Annotated in this window: 16 protein-coding genes; 6 read left to right on the top strand and 10 right to left on the bottom strand. The window is 60.1% G+C overall.

What is annotated here, in order from left to right; all coding sequences use genetic code 11:
• Positions 1-54: 54 nt before the first annotated feature.
• The gene (locus KVG88_RS24415) at positions 55-543 is read left to right on the top strand and encodes an SRPBCC family protein (RefSeq protein WP_217872973.1); all 489 of its coding nucleotides are present in this window, start codon (positions 55-57) and stop codon (positions 541-543) included.
• Positions 536-1,351 (top strand): aminoglycoside phosphotransferase family protein, encoded by an 816-nt coding sequence (locus KVG88_RS24410; RefSeq protein ID WP_367616856.1) that lies wholly within the window; start codon positions 536-538, stop codon positions 1,349-1,351. Before KVG88_RS24415 ends, KVG88_RS24410 begins: the two co-directional genes overlap by 8 nt.
• Positions 1,352-1,620: 269 nt before the next feature.
• Here KVG88_RS24410 and inhA read toward each other — a convergent pair whose 3' ends face one another.
• On the bottom strand, positions 1,621-2,307 hold the full coding sequence (gene inhA / locus KVG88_RS24405) for an isonitrile hydratase (RefSeq protein ID WP_217872971.1): 687 nt from the start codon (positions 2,305-2,307) through the stop codon (positions 1,621-1,623).
• A gap of 88 nt (positions 2,308-2,395) precedes the next feature.
• Between inhA and KVG88_RS24400 the strand changes: the two genes are divergently transcribed.
• Positions 2,396-3,406 (top strand): GlxA family transcriptional regulator, encoded by a 1,011-nt coding sequence (locus KVG88_RS24400; RefSeq protein WP_217872993.1) that lies wholly within the window; start codon positions 2,396-2,398, stop codon positions 3,404-3,406.
• Here the strand turns inward: KVG88_RS24400 and KVG88_RS24395 are convergent.
• Positions 3,376-3,771, bottom strand: a complete 396-nt coding sequence (locus KVG88_RS24395) for a hypothetical protein (RefSeq protein WP_150701000.1) — start codon at positions 3,769-3,771, stop codon at positions 3,376-3,378. The two genes, KVG88_RS24400 and KVG88_RS24395, sit on opposite strands and share 31 nt — an antisense overlap.
• A gap of 190 nt (positions 3,772-3,961) precedes the next feature.
• Entirely contained in the window at positions 3,962-5,785 is a 1,824-nt protein-coding gene (locus tag KVG88_RS24390; RefSeq protein ID WP_217872970.1) for a glycoside hydrolase family 15 protein, read from the bottom strand.
• A gap of 246 nt (positions 5,786-6,031) precedes the next feature.
• Between KVG88_RS24390 and KVG88_RS24385 the strand changes: the two genes are divergently transcribed.
• The gene (locus KVG88_RS24385; RefSeq protein ID WP_217872969.1) at positions 6,032-7,207 is read left to right on the top strand and encodes an MFS transporter; all 1,176 of its coding nucleotides are present in this window, start codon (positions 6,032-6,034) and stop codon (positions 7,205-7,207) included.
• 51 nt (positions 7,208-7,258) lie between these two features.
• On the opposite strand, the gene KVG88_RS24380 is transcribed toward KVG88_RS24385, so the two are convergent.
• Positions 7,259-8,005 (bottom strand): 3-oxoacyl-ACP reductase family protein, encoded by a 747-nt coding sequence (locus tag KVG88_RS24380; protein WP_217872968.1) that lies wholly within the window; start codon positions 8,003-8,005, stop codon positions 7,259-7,261.
• Between the two features lie 126 nt (positions 8,006-8,131).
• Between KVG88_RS24380 and KVG88_RS24375 the strand changes: the two genes are divergently transcribed.
• Positions 8,132-9,058, top strand: coding sequence for a LysR family transcriptional regulator (locus tag KVG88_RS24375; RefSeq protein ID WP_217872967.1), 927 nt, complete (start codon positions 8,132-8,134; stop codon positions 9,056-9,058).
• A gap of 116 nt (positions 9,059-9,174) precedes the next feature.
• On the opposite strand, the gene KVG88_RS24370 is transcribed toward KVG88_RS24375, so the two are convergent.
• The 3 genes from KVG88_RS24370 to KVG88_RS24360 form a co-directional block, all read right to left on the bottom strand.
• Positions 9,175-9,903 (bottom strand): aspartate/glutamate racemase family protein, encoded by a 729-nt coding sequence (locus tag KVG88_RS24370; protein WP_217872966.1) that lies wholly within the window; start codon positions 9,901-9,903, stop codon positions 9,175-9,177.
• A 56-nt stretch (positions 9,904-9,959) separates the two neighbouring features.
• The gene (locus KVG88_RS24365; protein WP_217872965.1) at positions 9,960-11,501 is read right to left on the bottom strand and encodes an NCS1 family nucleobase:cation symporter-1; all 1,542 of its coding nucleotides are present in this window, start codon (positions 11,499-11,501) and stop codon (positions 9,960-9,962) included.
• Between the two features lie 584 nt (positions 11,502-12,085).
• Positions 12,086-12,820 (bottom strand): phosphoadenylyl-sulfate reductase, encoded by a 735-nt coding sequence (locus KVG88_RS24360; protein ID WP_150701007.1) that lies wholly within the window; start codon positions 12,818-12,820, stop codon positions 12,086-12,088.
• 172 nt (positions 12,821-12,992) lie between these two features.
• Here KVG88_RS24360 and thrH point away from each other — a divergent pair, with 172 nt between their 5' ends.
• On the top strand, positions 12,993-13,601 hold the full coding sequence (gene thrH, locus KVG88_RS24355; protein ID WP_150701008.1) for a bifunctional phosphoserine phosphatase/homoserine phosphotransferase ThrH: 609 nt from the start codon (positions 12,993-12,995) through the stop codon (positions 13,599-13,601).
• Between the two features lie 94 nt (positions 13,602-13,695).
• On the opposite strand, the gene pabB is transcribed toward thrH, so the two are convergent.
• The 3 genes from pabB to rloB all read right to left on the bottom strand — a co-directional run bounded on the left by pabB (position 13,696) and on the right by rloB (position 17,635).
• Positions 13,696-15,033 (bottom strand): aminodeoxychorismate synthase component I, encoded by a 1,338-nt coding sequence (pabB, locus tag KVG88_RS24350; RefSeq protein ID WP_150701009.1) that lies wholly within the window; start codon positions 15,031-15,033, stop codon positions 13,696-13,698.
• Between the two features lie 80 nt (positions 15,034-15,113).
• The gene (locus KVG88_RS24345) at positions 15,114-16,100 is read right to left on the bottom strand and encodes an alpha-L-glutamate ligase-like protein (protein ID WP_150701010.1); all 987 of its coding nucleotides are present in this window, start codon (positions 16,098-16,100) and stop codon (positions 15,114-15,116) included.
• The gene (gene rloB / locus KVG88_RS24340) at positions 16,100-17,635 is read right to left on the bottom strand and encodes an osmotic stress tolerance membrane protein RloB (protein ID WP_150701011.1); all 1,536 of its coding nucleotides are present in this window, start codon (positions 17,633-17,635) and stop codon (positions 16,100-16,102) included. Before rloB ends, KVG88_RS24345 begins: the two co-directional genes overlap by 1 nt.
• Positions 17,636-17,639: the final 4 nt, after the last annotated feature.

Here is a 17,639-nt window from a genome sequence, read left to right as displayed (position 1 = left end):
GGGCTGGACATGTGGTCTTAGAGGCCTACTGTTGTTCAGTACAGGAGGTGACGTATGAAACCAGTACCCAATAGTTTTGAGCGCAAAATCACGCTCAAATCGCCGCGCTCCCACGTGTGGCGTGCATTGGTCGATGCCGAGGCGTTCGGTCAATGGTTCGGCGTTGCGCTCGAAGGCAGGCGTTTCATCGCCGGCGAGTGGACGCAAGGGCAGGTGACTTATCCCGGTTACGAACATGTGTTGTGGAATGTGCTGGTCGAGCGGGTTGAGCCGCAGACGTTGTTTTCCTTTCGATGGCATCCCTACGCGGTGAATCCTAAAATCGACTACTCCCAGGAGCCCACCACCCTGGTGAAATTCGAAATGCAAGATTTTGAGAACGGCACGTTGCTCAAGGTTTCCGAATCGGGCTTCGCTCACATTCCCGATGTACGCCAGAAAGAGGCGTATTACATGGACAGCCGTGGCTGGGAAGAGCAGTTGGGCCGACTCGAACAGTATCTTGTCGAAAGCGCCAAAGCCCGCGAGCGTGAGGGTGACTGAGGACAGTGTCTTCGGTCCTTGGCTGAAACGCTGGGCGCTGCTGCCGGACGGCCAGCCGGTCATCACGCCCGGCAGCCGTTTGCTGCCGGTGCGCCGTGGCGATACGCCGGCCATGTTGAAGATTGCCATCGACGATGAAGAAAAATTCGGCAATCTGTTGATGACCTGGTGGGACGGTGACGGCGCTGCGCGGGTTTACGCACAGCATGGCGACGCGTTGTTGATGGAGCGCGCCATGGGGCAGCGCTCGCTGATGCACATGGCCCTCAACGGCCAGGACGACGAGGCCAGCCGCGTTCTGTGTACAGCCTTGGCACGTTTGCATGCACCACGACCGACACCAGCGCCGCCACTTGTTGGCCTGGTGCCCTGGTTCGCTTCATTGCGGTCGACGGCGCAACTTCAGGGCGGTCGTTTTTCCCAGTGCCTGGCCACCGCTGAGGTTTTGCTGGCTGAACCGCAAGACGTGGTCGTGTTGCACGGTGACATGCATCACGACAATGTCCTCGATTTTGGCGCTCGAGGCTGGCTGGCCATCGATCCCAAGCGAGTGACCGGTGAACGCGGTTTCGATTACGCCAACTTGATCTGCAATCCCGAGTTGCCCACCGCAACGAACCCGCAACGTTTCGAACGGCAAGTCAAAGTAGTGGCCGAGGCGAGCGGGCTTGAGCAGCGGCGATTACTGCAATGGGTGTTGGCGTTTGCCGGATTGTCGGCAGCCTGGTTTCTTGAAGATGACGATGCCCAAGCGGCGCAAGGTCAGCTGCAGGTCGCAAAACTCGCGGCCTCAAAGCTTGATGCCTGAGGCGTCTAAGGGTTTTCGGAAGGGGTGTTATAGCGAATGTCTTACACGCCGTAACAACTATGTCGTCTATTGCAGATTGGATCCGATGCGTATTCTGGCCCCATCCACTGAAGCACAAGGAGTGCTCAGGATCATGGATGATCGGCCATTTGCAAGGATTGCTCACGACAGGGAGTCGTAATGGTCTTGGAAAAACCCGCTTCGGCGGGTTTTTTTATGGGCGTATGAAAAGCCTGGTTGCGGGAATTACATCCCGCAGCCGTGGTTTTTTATCGCAGGTCGAGTTTCGCCGCCGCACGTTCGGTGATTTCTGCGCGCAGTTTCAACGAGCTGGCAGCACGTTTGCGGGCCTCTTCCAATACGCTGGCCGGCGCAGTATCCGGGCTGCCTGACTGGAACGCTGGAGCCGGTGCGTATTCCAATTGCAACTGCACCAGCTCGGCGGTGGCTTGATCGAACAGCTCTGCCGCCAGGGTCAGGGCAAAATCGATGCCGGCAGTGATGCCGCCACCGGTCAGCAAATTCCCGTCGCGCACCACCCGGTCCTTCACCGCAATCGCCCCCAGCGGCGCCAGCAGTTCGTGATAGGCCCAGTGCGTGGTGGCGCGTTTGCCTTTCAGCAGTCCCGCTGCGCCGAGCACCAGCGCGCCAGTGCAGACTGACGTCACGTAACGCGCATTTGCGGCCTGGGCATTGATGAACGCCAGCGTTTGCTCATCTTCCATGAGCGGCCCGACGCCACCGCCACCGGGCACACAGATCACATCCAGCGCCGGGCAGTCGTCGAAGGTGACCGTCGGTTTCAGCATCAGGCCGGTACTGGCAGTGACGGGCATCAAGTCCTTCCAGATCAGATGCACTTTCACATCCGGCAACGAGGCCAGCACGTCGTAAGGACCGGTAAGGTCGAGTTGCTGCACCTGTGAAAACAACAGAAAACCGATCTGCAAGGTCATGGTGTTTTTCTCTGGAAGTGGGTGGACGACTTCACTGTAGGCGCCTAGGATTTGGCGTATGCGCCAATCACCCCACGAATTACGCCAAATGCCGAAAACCATTCATGTGCTCGCCTTCGCCAATGTGCAATTACTCGACGTCACCGGGCCTTTGCAGGTGTTCGCGTCCGCCAATGACATCGCCCGTCAACAAGGTGCACCTGCACCGTATGCGCCGTCAGTGATTGCCAGTGGCGGCGGGGCGGTGATGTCGTCGGCGGGTTTGGCATTGTTGGCCGAATCACTGCCCGAGCAGAGCAGCGACACGTTGATCATCGCCGGTGGCTGGGGCGTTTACGCGGCGGCCGAGGACCCATCACTGGTGGCGTGGGTGCGTGAGCACTCGGCGGGGTGTCGACGGGTTTCATCGGTGTGCACCGGGGCGTTTTTGCTGGCGGCCAGTGGCTGGCTTGATGGTCGGCGCGTGGTCACGCACTGGACCCGGTGCGAGCAGTTGGCGCAGCAGCATCCGCAACTTCAGGTCGAACCCAATCCGATTTTCATCAACGACGGCCCGGTCTGGACCTCGGCCGGGGTTACCGCTGGCATTGATCTGGCGCTGGCAATGGTCGAAGCCGATCTGGGCCGGACCATGGCCCTGGAAGTCGCCCGGCAATTGGTGGTGTTTCTCAAGCGCCCTGGTGGCCAGTCGCAATTCAGCGTCACCCTGTCTTTGCAAAAAGAAGGCAGCCGCTTCGACGACCTTCATGCCTGGATCAGCGAAAACCTCACCAAGGATCTTGGCGTTCCAACCCTGGCGCTTCAGGCCGGCATGAGCGAACGCAGCTTCGTGCGCCATTACCGCGCCGATACTGGCCAGACCCCGGCTCGGGCCATCGAGCTGATCCGGGTCGAAACCGCACGGCGCCTGCTCAGCGATACCGGCGTGCCGATCAAACGGGTCGCCGTGCAATGCGGCTTCGGCAGCGAGGAAACCCTGCGCCGCAGTTTCCTGCGGGCCATGGGCGTGACGCCTCAGGCCTATCGTGAGCGTTTTTCGGTCAGTGTTGCGGCAGAAGGACAGTCGGTCTATTCAACGGCTTCCACTTCCGCCACCTGATTGAAATACTTCGCTCGATCCGGGGTAAACGTCACCACCATTTTCGTGCGTGAACAAGTCAGGGCCCGTTCTTCGCTCAAGTTCACATCCAGGTCTTCCCCGCGTAAACCCTGCCATTGCGCCAGGTATTTGAGGGAACCGTATTTTTCGAGTTTTTTCAGGCTGCGGCTGACGCCACCTTTCCAGCCCAGTACCGGCAGTTCGCCGGCGAGGCATTGTTGGGCGAGGTCGGGGAAGCGGGCGGCGCGTTGGCGGCCGACTTCCCAGCATTTGATCAGGCCCTTGTCGGAGGCTTCCCACAGTTGGTCGCGGTTGAGGCCGGTGCGAAGGGGCAGGTCGATGCTGCGGTGGATGTGTTGGGACATTCTGATTCCTTGAATTCGGGTGGGTAGGACAGCTCCGCTGTACCCGTTGATCGGGGATGTTAGGTGGGGTTGTAACGACTGGCAACAGGGTATGTGCGGGTGTTGCTCGGCGTTTTTGTTTAAAGCATGTAGGGCATGGCGGCCGCCGAACCCGAAACAAAGCGCAGTAAACTGGTCGTTTAAAGTCCACTCAAGGTTGCCAAAAACTCTTCTCGCCACTCAATTTCCGATCCAGAAAACACGCCGCGCTGATCAGCGCCAAATGTGTCAGCGCTTGCGGGGTGTTGCCCATGTGTCGCGCGTGGCTGTCGAACTCTTCGGCGTACAGCCCCAGCGGGTTGGCATAGCGCAGCAATTGCTCGAACTCCAGATGAGCCTTTTCCACCCGGCCGGCGCGAGCCAGGCATTCGACGTACCAGAAGGAACACGCGGCGAAGGCGCCTTCGGTGCCCGGCAGGCCGTCGATGTGGGTGTGTTGGTTGTGGTAGCGATAAACCATGCCGTCGCGCACCAGGTTCTTTTCGATGGCGTCGAGGGTTGCCAGCCAGCGCGGATCCTTGGCGCTGACAAAGCGCACCAACGGCATCAGCAACATTGAACCGTCGAGGCCGGTGCCGCCGATGTGCTGGACGAAATGCCCGCGTTCTTCATCCCAGAAGTTGTCCCAGATATCGGTGTAAATGGCCTGGCGCGTCTGGTCCCAACGAGCGAACGGGGCGGGCAGTGAACGTTTCGAGGCGAGCCGGATTGCGCGGTCCAGTGCGACCCAGCACATCAGGCGCGAGTGCAGAAAGTGATGCTGCTCGCCGCGCATTTCCCAGATGCCGACGTCTTCCTGCTGCCAGGTTTCGCACACCTGATCGACCACTTCCACGGTGTGTTTCCAGCCCTCATGGGAAATGGCCTCACCGTATTTGTTGACCAGGTACACCGCGTCCATCAGTTCGCCGAAAATGTCGAGCTGGACCTGCGCGTAAGCCAGGTTGCCGATGCGCACCGGTTTCGCACCGCCGTGGCCGGACAGGTGCGTGAGTTCGATTTCCGGCAGTTCCTGTCGACCATCGATGCCATACAGAATGTTGAGTTTCATCGGCTGGCCTCGACAGTCGCTGACCCGTCCGCGCAACCAGCGCATGTAGGCGTTGGCTTCTTCGACGAAGCCCAAACGCATGAAGGCGTAAACGGTGAACGAGGCGTCGCGGATCCACGTGTAGCGGTAATCCCAATTGCGTTCACCGCCGGTGGTTTCGGGTAACCCAAAGGTGGCGGCGGCGAGGATCGCACCGTGTTTGCGCGAGGTCAGCAGCTTCATTGCCAGGGCCGAGCGGTTGACCATTTCTCGCCAGCGCCCGCGATAGTTGGATTGGCCGATCCAGTCGCGCCAGAATTTCAGTGTGCGTTCCAGGCACAATTGCGCAGCGCCTTCCTTAAAGCGCGGATCGTCGACGGCACCGAGCAGGAACTCGGCCGTCTGGTCCTGTTCGAGGGTGAATTCGGCGACGGCAGCATTGGCCTCAATCCGTAACGGCTGATCCGCCGCCAGGCGCAGGGACGGCTGATCGGCGGCCTCGAAAATCACGGTCTTTTTATCCACACGGGCGCGGGTCGTGGCGCGGGCATAGTCGTGCCGCACGGCGCAGTGCAGGTGAAAGGTGGCCTTGCCACTGACCACTCGGACCCGGCGCATCAGCACCGGCAGGTCGTCCTCGCTGTCGCCGATGGGCAGCAGGTCAGTGACTTCGACCACGGCGCGATCGCTGAGCCAGCGGGTTTGCAATACGTTGGTGTCCGGCAGGTAAATCTGTTCGCGGCGGGCGTCGGGTAAATCCGGCGACAACTGGAAAATACCGGCCTCGGGGCTGTCCAGCAGCGAGCAGAAAATCGACGGGCTATCGAATTCCGGCCAACAGAAAAAGTCTACGCTGCCCTTGTCATTGACCAGCGCGGCACTGCGCATGTCGCCGATGATGCCGTGGGCGTCGATGGGGCTTTGGCGTTCGGGGTGATCAGTCATTGGCACGGGGCTCTGGGAGTTGAGGGCCTAAGTAGCTGACTGGTTCTGGCGGGCTGGAGTTCATTTTGGGGTAACTGCTTTGCCCCCATCGCCAGCAGGCTGGCTCCCACATTGGATGGGTATACATCAGTCATTGTGGGAGCCAGCCTGCTGGCGATAGGGCCTTCACATTCAACCAACAATTCCCCGCTTTCCCGCCAATCAGCGTTTATGGCAACGTGCAGGCCCCTGACGAGACCTGCACCCATGGCCAACCCCTACCGCGAACTGTTCAAAGCCCCGGGCGCCCGTGCTTTTGTGCTGGCCGGGATGATCGCGCGCATGCCGATTTCCATGACCGGCATCGGCCTGATCACCATGCTTTCACAGCTGCAGGGTGGCTATGGGTTGGCTGGCGCGGTGGCCGCGACGTTTGCGTTGGCCACGGCGTTTTGTGCGCCGCAGGTGTCGCGGCTGGTGGACCGTTTTGGCCAGCGGCGAATTTTACCGGTGTCGGCGCTGATCGGTGGCGGGGCCTTGCTGTTGGTGTTGCTGTGCACACGATTGCAGGCGCCGAACTGGACGTTGTTCGTGTTCGCGGCAATCGCCGGTTGCATGCCGAGCATGTCGGCGATGGTGCGGGCGCGCTGGACCGAGCTGTATCGCGGCCAACCGCAACTGCAAACCGCCTATGCCCTGGAGTCGGTGCTGGACGAAGTCTGCTTTATTGTCGGGCCGCCGTTGTCGGTGGGGCTGTGCGTGGTGGCGTTTCCCGAGGCCGGGCCATTGGCTGCATTGCTGATGCTGGCGATCGGGGTCACGGCGTTTGTCTCGCAACGCAGCACCGAGCCGCCGGTGCATCCCCATGAAGAACATCACGCCAGGTCGATCATTCGCTCCGTGGACATCCAGTTGCTGATGCTGTTGATGGTCGCGATGGGCACCATCGTCGGCGTGGTGGACGTGGTCAGCGTGGCGTTCGCGCAACAACAGGGCCAACCGGCGGCGGCGAGCATTGTGCTGTCGGTGTATGCCATCGGTTCGTGCATGGCCGGTTTGGCGTTCGGTGCCTTGCGCTCGAAAGTGCCGCTGCCGCGTTTGTTTCTCTACGGCGGGATCGCTACGGCGGTGACGACGTTGCCGCTGTTGCTGGCGGTGAACATTCTCGGGTTGTCACTGGCGGTGTTCGTTGCCGGGCTGTTCTTTGCGCCGACGCTGATTGTGGCGATGGCGTTGGTGGAGCAGATCGTACCGGCGGCCAAACTCACTGAAGGCCTGACCTGGTTGGTCACCGGTTTGAGTATTGGCGTGGCGATTGGTGCGGCGGGGTCGGGCTGGATGGTGGATGCGTTCGGTGCCAGAAGCGGGTTTTGGCTGGCGATTGGCGCGGGGGCGGTGGTGCTTGGGTCTGCGGTACAGAGTTATCGCCACTTGAAAGCCTGACCCGATGGGAGCGGAGTTTTCCGCTCCCGGGTCTGGATCGCGTTTAAACCATCAGGCGCCGAAGCCGCCGTCGATGGTCAGGCTCGCGCCGGTGATGTAACCCGCCTCAGGGCCTGCGAGGTAGGCGACGAAACTGGCAATCTCTTCAACCTTGCCGTAGCGCCCGACAGCCATCAGTTGCACCAGGCTCTCGGCGAAGTCACCGTCGGCCGGGTTCATGTCGGTGTCGACCGGGCCTGGTTGTACGTTGTTGACGGTGATGCCTTTAGGGCCCAGGTCACGGGCCAGGCCTTTGGTCAGGCCCACCAGTGCCGATTTGCTCATGGCGTACGGACCACCACCGGCGAAGGGCATGCGATCGGCGTTGGTGCTGCCGATGTTGATGATGCGACCGCCTTCGGTCATGTGGCGGGCGGCAGCCTGGGTGGCGACGAACACGCTGCGCACGTTGATGGCCAAGGTCTGGTCGAAATCTTCGAGTTTGAAATCTTCAAGCGGTGCAACCGCCAGCACGCCAGCGTTGTTGACCAGGATATCCAGGCGACCAAAGGTTTTTACCGTTGCGTTCACGGCGTTGCGGATGGCTTCGGCGTCGGCGCTGTCGGCCTTGATGGCGAGGGCTTTGCCGCCATCAGCGATGATGCTGTTTTGCAGTTCTTCAGCCTTGGCTGTGGAGCTGACGTAGGTGAAAGCTACTGTCGCGCCTTGCGCGGCCAGGCGTTTGACGATGGCGGCGCCGATGCCGCGGGAACCACCTTGAATCAATGCCACTTTGCCGCTGAGGTTCTGAGTAGTCATTTCGATCTCCAAAGTCCCGAGGCGAGATGTCCCGGTTGATGGAGCCTAGTATCGATTGAGGATTGCAGGCTGTGTAGACGGTAATTGCTATAGTCTGTGTAAACCAAAAGTTTATAGTGGTTCACCATGGAAACCTTCAGCAGTATCGAATGCTTCGTGCGCAGTGCCGAAGTCGGCAGCTTCGCCGAAGCGGCACGGCGCCTGAGCCTGACACCGGCCGCCGTGGGTAAAAGTGTGGCGAAACTGGAAGCGCGACTCGGCGTTCGGTTGTTCCAGCGCAGCACTCGCAGCCTGACGCTGACCGAGGCCGGTCAACTGTTTTTGAGTCAGGTCAGTGCCAGCCTGACCAACATACAGAATGCCGTCGCCCATCTGGCCAACGCCCAAGGCCGACCGGCGGGTACCTTGAAGGTCAGCATGGGCACGGTATTCGGGCGGTTGTATGTGGTGCCGCTGCTCGGTGAGTTTCTGCGCCGCTATCCGGAGATCAATCCAGACTGGCATTTTGACAATCGCCAGGTCGACCTGATTGGTCAGGGATTCGACGCGGCAATCGGGGGTGGATTCGAGCTGCCCCCAGGCGTGGTTGCGCGCAAGCTGGCACCGGCGCATCGGGTATTGCTCGCGTCTGCCGAGTATTTGCAGGAGCACCCGGCGATCACCGAGCCCGAGGATCTTCAGCATCACGATGGCATCCTGATTCGGTCGCCGCAAACCGGGCGAGTGCGCTCCTGGCAGTTGACCGGCCACAGCCCCCAGCACTGTCGTCCGTTGACGCTCAAGGTGCGCATGACCATGAGCGACTCGGATGCCGCTTGCGCCACCGCCGCCCAAGGCCTCGGCATTGCGCTGGTGAGTATGCCGTTTGCAGCGAATTATCTGGAGGCGGGCACGTTGCAGCGAGTGCTACCGGACTGGTACATCGATGACGGCAGTATTTCGATTTATTACGCCGAGCACAAACTGTTGCCGGGCAAGACCCGGGCGTTTGTCGATTTCATTATTGAGCAGTTTGCGGAGCAGGGGTTGGGGCAGCGGTTCAGTGCGATTTGAGACTGGTTTGAGACCGAGGTGCTGCCATCGCTAGCAGGCTAGCTCCCACACTGGATCTGCGGCGTTCGCAAACTCCTTGTGGGAGCCAGCCTGCTGGCGATAAATGATGACGCGGTCTACCGCCCAAACCGCCCCGGCCAGCCAATGATATTCTTCGGCCGCGGTGTCGCATACGTCCGCACTTTCGACGTCGACAATCCCAACCGCACCAACGACTCGGCAATGGTTACTGCCGCCGTCACACCATAAATTACCGGCACGCCGGTGCGCAGACGAATCTGCTCATCCAGCCCGGCCATGCCGCCGCAGCCCAGGCAGATCACTTCGGCTTTGTCCTGGGTCACAGCCAACTCCGCCTGGTGCACGATGGCCTCCAGCGCGCGTTGCGGTTCGTGTTCCAGTTCCAGCACGGCCAAACCGCTGGCACGCACTGAGGCGCAGCGATCCCAGAGCCCGGAGAGTTTCAGGCGATCCTCGATCAGTGGCACGGTCCGATCAAGCGTGGTGACCACCGAATAGGCGTGGCCCAGAAACATCGCGGTGCTCGCCGCGGCATCCGTGATGTCCACCACTGGTACGTTGAGCAATTCTTGCAAGCCTTCGCGGCCGTGTTCACCGTAACCGGCCTGGATCACTGCATCGAAAGGCTGGTCGTAGGCCATGACCCGATCCATGACGGCAATGGCGGCGAGGTAGCTTTCGAAGTTGCCTTCGATGGAATCGGCACCGAAGTAGGGCGTCAGGCCAACGATTTCCGTGCCGGGCGCGGCCACTGCCTGAGCCGAGCGGGCGATGGCCTGGGTGATGGATTCGGTGGTGTTGACGTTGACCACGAGAATTCGCATGGGAAGTCCTTATAGCGGGTGGTTCTGCGGCCCGACGCTGCCGGGCCGCGATGGATTTAATGGCTGACGTTATCGACGGCGATGGCTTCACCGCTGACGTCGGCGTAGTGCGGCTGGCGTTTGGTGATGATCAGATAGAGCATCCCTGCAATCGCAGCGCCAATCAGCCAGGAAAACGGTGAAATGCTGTGGAAACCCGGCATCAGTGCCAGGACGATGGCGATCAAGGCGGCGGGAATGAACGCCGCGACGGCGCGCAAATTGACCCCGCGGCTGTAGTAATAAGCGCCGTTGGGGTCTTCGCTATACAACTGCGGCACGTTGACCTGACCTTTTCGTACCAGCCAGTAGTCGACCATGATCACGCCATACAACGGGCCGAGCAGCGCGCCGAGGCCGGACAGGAAATACACGATCACCAGCGGGCTGTTGTAGAGGTTCCACGGCAGGATCAGCACGGCAATGGTCGCGCTGATCAACCCGGCGCGGCGGAACGTCAGGTATTTGGGCGCCAGGTTGCTGAGTACAAAAGCCGGGGCGACGAAGTTGGCCATGATGTTCACCGCCACGGTGACGATCAGGAACGCCAGGCAACCCAGGACCAGGAAGATCGTGTTGGGGATCGAGGCGATGATCTCCGTAGGACTTTCAATAATGTGGCCATTGATCTGGAATTGCGCGCCACACAGCAGGACGGTGATGGCCGCGAACACCAGAATGTTGACCGGCAAGCCCCAGAAGTTGCCGACCTTGATGGTCTTGCGGCACGGCGAGGAACGGGCGAAGTCGCAGAAATTCAGGATCAGCGTGCCGTAGATCGCCAGCCACAGCGCGCCGCCGGCAAAGATATTGCGCCACATCTCGCCACCGGTCAGTGGTTCGCGGATTGACCAGGCGATCGTCGCGTTGGCCTGAAAGTACATCCACGCGGCGAGGGCGGCGACGGTCAGCAGAATCACCGGCCCGGCAAACGCCTCATAGCGGCGCACCATTTCCATGCCGTAAGCGAGGATCGCCAACTGCACGAACCAGATCGCCACGAAGCACACCCAGCCCAGGGTCGACAGACCGAGAATCGAGTCATGGTCGTATTCGGCGAAGCCGGGATGGATGGCCGTCAGCAAGACGCGAAAGACCACCGAGGCCAGGTATGTCTGAATCCCGAACCAGGCGATGGCGATAACGGCCCGGATCAACGCAGGAATCTGCGCCCCGTGAATGCCGAAACTGATCCGGCTGATGACCGGAAACGGCACACCGGTTTTCTGGCCCATGTAGCCGGAAAGGTTCATGAAGAAGTACACCAGCGCCGCGCCGATCCCCAGCGACAGCAGAATCTGCCAGCCACCCAGTCCCAGCGCATACAGGCCTATGGCGAACGAGTAGTTGGCGATGTTGTGCACGTCGTTGGTCCACAACGCGAAGATGCTGTAGCGGCCCCAGCGCCGACCTTCGGCTTTGGTCGGCGCCAGGTCTTTGTTGTGCAGGCGTGGGCTGAGCACCACAGGCGATTGCAGCGTTTGATCCACAGCGGGTGGGGTGGCGTGGGAGGAGGGCAGATCCAGCGCAATATTGTTGTTTGAGAGACTTGTACGCATTCCGGCAGGCTCCTGATGCTCGACGCCGCGATGACTGTGCATGAGCGCATGGCTCGACAAATCTTCGTCGCGGTGTAGCGAATATCATTGGTTACGGGGCATCTGCAGCCTGTACGGGAAAGGGCGCTTCAGGCTTGCGGATCTTAAGTGTGTGTATGTTTTGAGGTAATTGTATACAAAACATGTATGCACTTAAGCGACTTCCATGCCAGTGGCAGGATCTATGAAAAGCACTGCTCATTTCGTTTGGTTATGGCGTTTCGCCAAGTTGCTGAAAAATAAAAAATATAAATTGACCGTTTGAACAGGTATTTATTTTTCACGGGCAGGTCTGGCGAGCGCAGATGAATCACGTCGGGAAAGAAATGTAACTTTTGGGGGCGTGGAAACAAAAAAGTGCACACATAAATGGCACCTTCGGTGACATTCGTGTGTACACATTTTTTGGGGCGTCCGATGCGGACCAATGTGGGAGCTAGCCTGCTGGCGATGGCAGTTGATCAGTCAACGTTATAATCACTGATATACCGCCATCGCTAGCAGGCTAGCTCCCACAGGGATTTCACAGGGCAGAAAAGTAAGGGTTACGCTTTGCTGATGATATTGCCCGCATGCAACCCGCATTCTTTCTGGGTCGCTTCTTCCCACCACCAGCGGCCTTCGCGCTCATGTTGGTTCGGCAGGACCGGACGGGTGCACGGTTCGCAGCCGATGCTGATAAAGCCGCGTTCGTGCAGGCTGTTGTAGGGCAACTCCAGCATGCGGATGTAACCCCAGATCTCTTCGCTGGTCATTTGTGCCAGCGGGTTGAACTTGTACAGGGTGCGTTCCGGGGTGGAGAACGCGGTGTCGATCTCCATCACCGCGACGGCGCTGCGGGTGCCAGGGCTCTGGTCGCGGCGCTGGCCGGTGGCCCAGGCGTTCACGCCTGAGAGCTTGCGTCGTAGCGGTTCGATCTTGCGGATGCCACAGCATTCGCCGTGACCGTCCTTGTAGAAACTGAACAGTCCTTTTTCCTTCACGAACGGTTCGAGTTTGGTGTAGTCCGGCGACACCAGTTCGATGTCGATCTTGTAGTGCTCGCGCACCTGATCGATGAAGCGATAGGTCTCCGGGTGCAAGCGGCCGGTGTCGAGGCTGAACACTTTGACGTTCTTGTTCAGCTTCCAGGCCATGTCCACCAGCACCACATCTTCGGCGCCGCTGAAAGATATCCACAGTTCATCACCGAACTCGGCAAACGCGAGTTTCAGGATGTCCTGGGCGGATTTGTTGGCATAGGTCGTGGCGAGTTCCACGACGTCGAACGTTGGGCTCATCAGGGCGGCTTCCTACAGGTCGGTGGCGCTGGGCGCTCTATATGGGGCCGATGGTAACAAAAACCTGCGCCGGTCGGGGCGTCCTGTGCGTTGCGCGGTGGGGGCGGAGTCGCTAGAGTTCGGCAGTCTTTTAACTCGCTCGACCAATAAACAATACAAATGGGAGTGTCTTGTGGAAATTGCCTGTCTGGATCTTGAAGGTGTGCTGGTTCCGGAAATCTGGATCGCCTTCGCCGAAAAAACCGGGATCGAATCCCTCAGGGCCACCACCCGGGACATTCCCGACTATGACGTGCTGATGAAGCAGCGCTTGCGGATTCTCGACGAGCACGGCCTGAAACTCTCCGACATCCAGGAAGTGATCGCCACGCTCAAGCCGCTGGACGGTGCCATCGAATTCGTCGACTGGCTGCGCGAGCGCTTTCAAGTGGTGATTCTGTCGGACACGTTCTACGAGTTCTCCCAGCCGCTGATGCGTCAGCTGGGCTTCCCGACCCTGCTTTGCCATCGCCTGATTACCGATGACACCGGGCGGGTGACGAGCTATCAGTTGCGCCAGAAAGACCCCAAGCGTCAATCGGTCCTGGCGTTCAAGAGTCTCTACTACCGGGTGATTGCGGCGGGGGACTCCTACAACGACACCACGATGCTGGGTGAGGCGGATGCGGGGATTCTGTTCCATGCGCCGGATAACGTGATTGCCGAGTTCCCGCAGTTCCCGGCGGTGCACACGTTTGAAGCGCTGAAGCAGGAGTTCATCAAGGCTTCGAATCGCCTGTAGGAGTTGCCACAGGCTGCGATCTTTTGATCTTGATCTTAAAAAATCGAAAGATCGCAGTCTCGTTTCACTCGACAGCTCCTACAGGGGCAGGGTGTCAGAGGTTTTGCAGGGTATCGAGCAGCACCTTCACTTTGGTGATCGATTCCTGATACTCGGCCTGCCACTCGGAATCGGCAACAATCCCGCCGCCGCCCCAGCAACACACCTGCCCATCCTTGACCAGCAAGCTGCGAATGGCGATGGAGCTGTCCATCTCCCCGCGCACGTCCAGATACAGCAACGAGCCGCAATACAGTCCGCGTCGGGTTGGCTCCAATTCGTCGATGATTTGCATCGCCCGGATTTTTGGTGCGCCGGTGATAGAGCCGCCGGGGAAGCTGCCAGCGATCAGGTCCAGTGCATCCCGGTCATCCGCCAGTTCGCCGGTTACGCTGCTCACCAGGTGATGCACGTTCGGATAACTTTCCAGGCTGAACAACTCCGGCACCGTGACCGAACCGGTGCGGCAGGTACGACCGAGGTCGTTGCGCAGCAGGTCGACGATCATCAGGTTTTCTGCGCGATCCTTGGGGCTGGCCAACAGTTCTGCGGCGTTTGCTGCGTCTTCGGCAGGGTTCAGACCTCGCGGGCGAGTGCCCTTGATCGGACGGGTTTCGACGTGGCCTTCGCTGACTTTGACGAAGCGTTCTGGCGACAGGCTCAGTACCGCACCGCCGTCAGGCAGGCTTTGGAATCCGGAGAACGGAGTAGGGCACGCTAGCCGCAATGCGCAATACGCCGTCCATGGGTCACCTTGGCACGGTGCGCGAAAACGCTGGGCGAAGTTGACCTGATAGCAGTCACCGGCCTGGATGTACTGCTGAATCCGCTCAATCGCCTGGCGATACTGATCGGCACTCAGATCGGCATGCATCGGCGCTTGCAACTTGAAAGGGCCGTGCACTGCGGTGGACCGCTGGCTGAACAGCTGGATCAGGCGCTGGCGCTCGCTCTCGGCCACGGTCGGGTGAAACACCAACTGGCTTGTCAGCTGCTGGTGATCGCTGATCAGCGCCCAGGCGTACAGGCCGAACCGCGCATCCGGCAATTGCAGGTCGTCTTGCGCCTGGCTTGGCAGGTTCTCCAGATGGCGACCGAAGTCATAGCTCAGGTAACCGATCAAACCGCCGGCGAACGGTAGCTCATGGCCAACCGTTGCTTCACCGAGCCGTGCCAGATTGTCGCGAAGGCGTTGCAGGAAATCGCCGCCGCTTTCGTCGGGCGATACCGTCAGTTGTTCCAGCGGCCAGGCGCTGAGCAAGTCATAGCGCCCGCGGTCGGCACTCGGGCGGCCGCTGTCGAGCAGCACGGCACCAGGGGCATGACGAATGGCCGCAAAGTACTCGGCGGGGTTGGCGCAATAGGGTAGCGGGTGTACGGAACAGGTCAGCATGGGCGGGGTAGATCAGCCATCGAGGCGGGGTGGCGATTGTAGTCCCCTCGGGGAATTGCTCCTAGAGGGGATGTGTGGGATCAACCTTCAACCGGCGGAATATGCCCAAACATTTCCTGCACGAACGCCACGCGCTCTTCCACGGTTTCGGTAACACCACGAGCCTTCAACTCTTCCAGGCGCGCCTCGACCGCATGGGTGCGCAACGTCAGGCCGCAATCGTTGGCGATCTGAATGTTCAAGCCCGGACGGGCGTTGAGCTCCAGAATCAACGGGCCTTTCTCCTGGTCCAGCACCATGTCGACACCGATGTAACCCAGCCCGCACAGCTCATAGCAACCAGCGGCGAGTTTCATGAAACCGTCCCAGTAGGGCAGTTGCACGCCGTCTACCGCGTTGGTGGTGTCCGGGTGTTTGGTGATGATGTTGTTCAGCCAGGTGCCGCGCAGGGTCAGGCCGGTGGCGAGGTCGACACCCACACCGATGGCGCCTTGGTGCAGATTCGCCTTGCCGCCGGACTGCCGGGTCGGCAGGCGCAGCATGGCCATCACCGGGTAGCCCATCAGCACGATGATGCGGATGTCCGGCACGCCTTCGTAGCTGATGCTCTTGAAGATCTGGTCGGGGATCACGCGGTATTCGATCAGCGCCCGGTCACGGTGGCCACCCAGGGAATACAGGCCGGTGAGGATGCTGGAAATGTGGTGCTCGATTTCTTCGTGGGCGATGATCTTGCCGGACACCGTGCGGTAGCGACCCTCGAAGCGGTCGGCGACGACAATGATGCCGTCACCGCCCGCGCCTTGGGCCGGCTTGATCACGAAGTCGTTGCGCCCGCCGATGATCTCGCCGAGCTTGTCGATTTCCTTTTCCGTGGAGATCACGCCATACAGTTCCGGCACATGAATGCCGGCGGCGATCGCGCGTTCCTTGGTGATGATCTTGTCGTCGACAATCGGGTACAGACTGCGCTTGTTGTACTTGAGCACGTAGTCTGCGTTACGCCGATTGATGCCCATGATGCCCCGGGCTTCCAGGGCCTTCCAGGTTTTCCAGAAGCCGAACATCAAGCGTCAGCCTTTTTCAGGAAGGCCTTGAAACGCACCAGCTCGGTCAGGCGGTAACCGCGATAGCGACCCATCGCCAGCATGAAGCCTACCAGGATCAACAGGATCGCCGGGAACGTGAACACGAAGTACACCAGTTCCGGCACGCTCATGATCAAGTGCGCCAGGGAAGCGGCGAACAGTGTGCCGATCGCCACTTTCATGGCATGGCCCCCGCCGCGCTCTTCCCAGGTGATCGACAGGCGTTCGATGGTCATGGTCAGAATCACCATCGGGAACAGCGCAACCGACAGTCCGCGTTCCAGGCCCAGTTTGTGGCTGAACAGGCTGATGGCCGCGATCAGCACCACCACGAACGTCAGCACCACCGACAGCCTCGGCAGCATTTGCAGCTTGAGGTGTTCAAGGTAGGAGCGCAGCGACAGACCCAGTGCCGTGATGATCGTAAACAGCACGATGCCGAACCCGAGCTGGGTTTCGCGGAAGGCCAGGGCAATCAGTACAGGCGTGAACGTGCCGAGTGTCTGGATGCCGATCAGGTTGCGCAGGATCAGGATCACCAACACGCCGATCGGGATCATCACCATGATCATGAACGTCTGCTGGGTTTGCAGCGGCAGGCCGTACAGCGAGTATTCGAGGAAATTGGCGTCAGTGTTTTCATCCGTCAGCTTGGCCAGGCGAATGGCGTTCATTTCGCTGTTGTTCATGCTGAAGGTGACAGTGGCTTTCTTACCGCCGTCGACGGTGATCAAGTTCTCGTCGCCGGTCCACCACAGCAGGCGGTCGGTCGGCAGGCCTTGCTCGCCGGTTTCCGGGTTGAAGTACAGCCAGTCGGTGCCGTTAAAGCTGCGCAGCCAGAGTTCGGGTGTTTGCGGCTGGTCGGCCACCAGGCGAATGGTGTGGACCTTCTCCACTGGCACGTGCGCGATAGACAGCAGCAGTTCGACGATCTTCGCCTTGTGCGCCGGCGTCGGGTCGCCGGCCAGCAGCATCTTGGCGTTGTCGTCGTTGCTGTTGTTGACACGCTTGATCGCTTCGCTGATGAAGGTCTCGACGTCGGCCGAATGCTGGCGGATCGGTGCGAGCAGCGCTTCGGCGGCGAGTTTCTCCGGGCCTTCCACGGCAATGCTGTCGCGGAAGGTCGGGCCTTTGATCTTGGCTTTTTCAGCGGTGTAGCGCTTGGTCAGCACCAGGCGGTAATAAAGCGTCTGGTTGCCCTTGGCCCGACGTGCCGACCAGGTGACCTTGCGGTTGCCGTCGACCCGGTTCACGGCCACGCCGTAGTTATTGGAGATGAAACTCTCGTTGAGGCTCACGTAGTCGCGGCTCAGCGGCGGCACGAACATCTGGATCTTGACCGGGTCTTTGGCACTGGCGACGAACTCGACCTTGGCGTCGATGTTCCACAAGTCGTCGGTGGCGTCTTCGGTCACGGGAATGCCGAGCACGAAGATCTGATAGGCCGTAACTGAAATGCCCAGCACCACCAGGATGGCGATCAGCATTTTCAGATGAAGGGTAAGAGAGCGCATTGGA

The sequence above is a fragment of the Pseudomonas azerbaijanoccidentalis genome, from assembly GCF_019145495.1.
GTDB classification, from domain to species: domain Bacteria; phylum Pseudomonadota; class Gammaproteobacteria; order Pseudomonadales; family Pseudomonadaceae; genus Aquipseudomonas; species Aquipseudomonas azerbaijanoccidentalis.
The sequence above is the reverse complement of the archived record's forward strand: the minus strand, read 5'-3'. Positions and strand labels throughout refer to the sequence as shown.

Coding starts and splice junctions, on each gene's coding strand:
- KVG88_RS24415 (WP_217872973.1), top strand. CDS start 55: ATGAAACCAGTACCCAATAGTTTTGAGCGCAAAATCACGCTCAAATCG.
- inhA (WP_217872971.1), bottom strand. CDS start 2,307: ATGACCTTGCAGATCGGTTTTCTGTTGTTTTCACAGGTGCAGCAACTC.
- KVG88_RS24400 (WP_217872993.1), top strand. CDS start 2,396: ATGCCGAAAACCATTCATGTGCTCGCCTTCGCCAATGTGCAATTACTC.
- KVG88_RS24395 (WP_150701000.1), bottom strand. CDS start 3,771: ATGTCCCAACACATCCACCGCAGCATCGACCTGCCCCTTCGCACCGGC.
- KVG88_RS24390 (WP_217872970.1), bottom strand. CDS start 5,785: ATGACTGATCACCCCGAACGCCAAAGCCCCATCGACGCCCACGGCATC.
- KVG88_RS24385 (WP_217872969.1), top strand. CDS start 6,032: ATGGCCAACCCCTACCGCGAACTGTTCAAAGCCCCGGGCGCCCGTGCT.
- KVG88_RS24380 (WP_217872968.1), bottom strand. CDS start 8,005: ATGACTACTCAGAACCTCAGCGGCAAAGTGGCATTGATTCAAGGTGGT.
- KVG88_RS24375 (WP_217872967.1), top strand. CDS start 8,132: ATGGAAACCTTCAGCAGTATCGAATGCTTCGTGCGCAGTGCCGAAGTC.
- KVG88_RS24370 (WP_217872966.1), bottom strand. CDS start 9,903: ATGCGAATTCTCGTGGTCAACGTCAACACCACCGAATCCATCACCCAG.
- KVG88_RS24365 (WP_217872965.1), bottom strand. CDS start 11,501: ATGCGTACAAGTCTCTCAAACAACAATATTGCGCTGGATCTGCCCTCC.
- KVG88_RS24360 (WP_150701007.1), bottom strand. CDS start 12,820: ATGAGCCCAACGTTCGACGTCGTGGAACTCGCCACGACCTATGCCAAC.
- pabB (WP_150701009.1), bottom strand. CDS start 15,033: ATGCTGACCTGTTCCGTACACCCGCTACCCTATTGCGCCAACCCCGCC.
- KVG88_RS24345 (WP_150701010.1), bottom strand. CDS start 16,100: ATGTTCGGCTTCTGGAAAACCTGGAAGGCCCTGGAAGCCCGGGGCATC.
- rloB (WP_150701011.1), bottom strand. CDS start 17,635: ATGCGCTCTCTTACCCTTCATCTGAAAATGCTGATCGCCATCCTGGTG.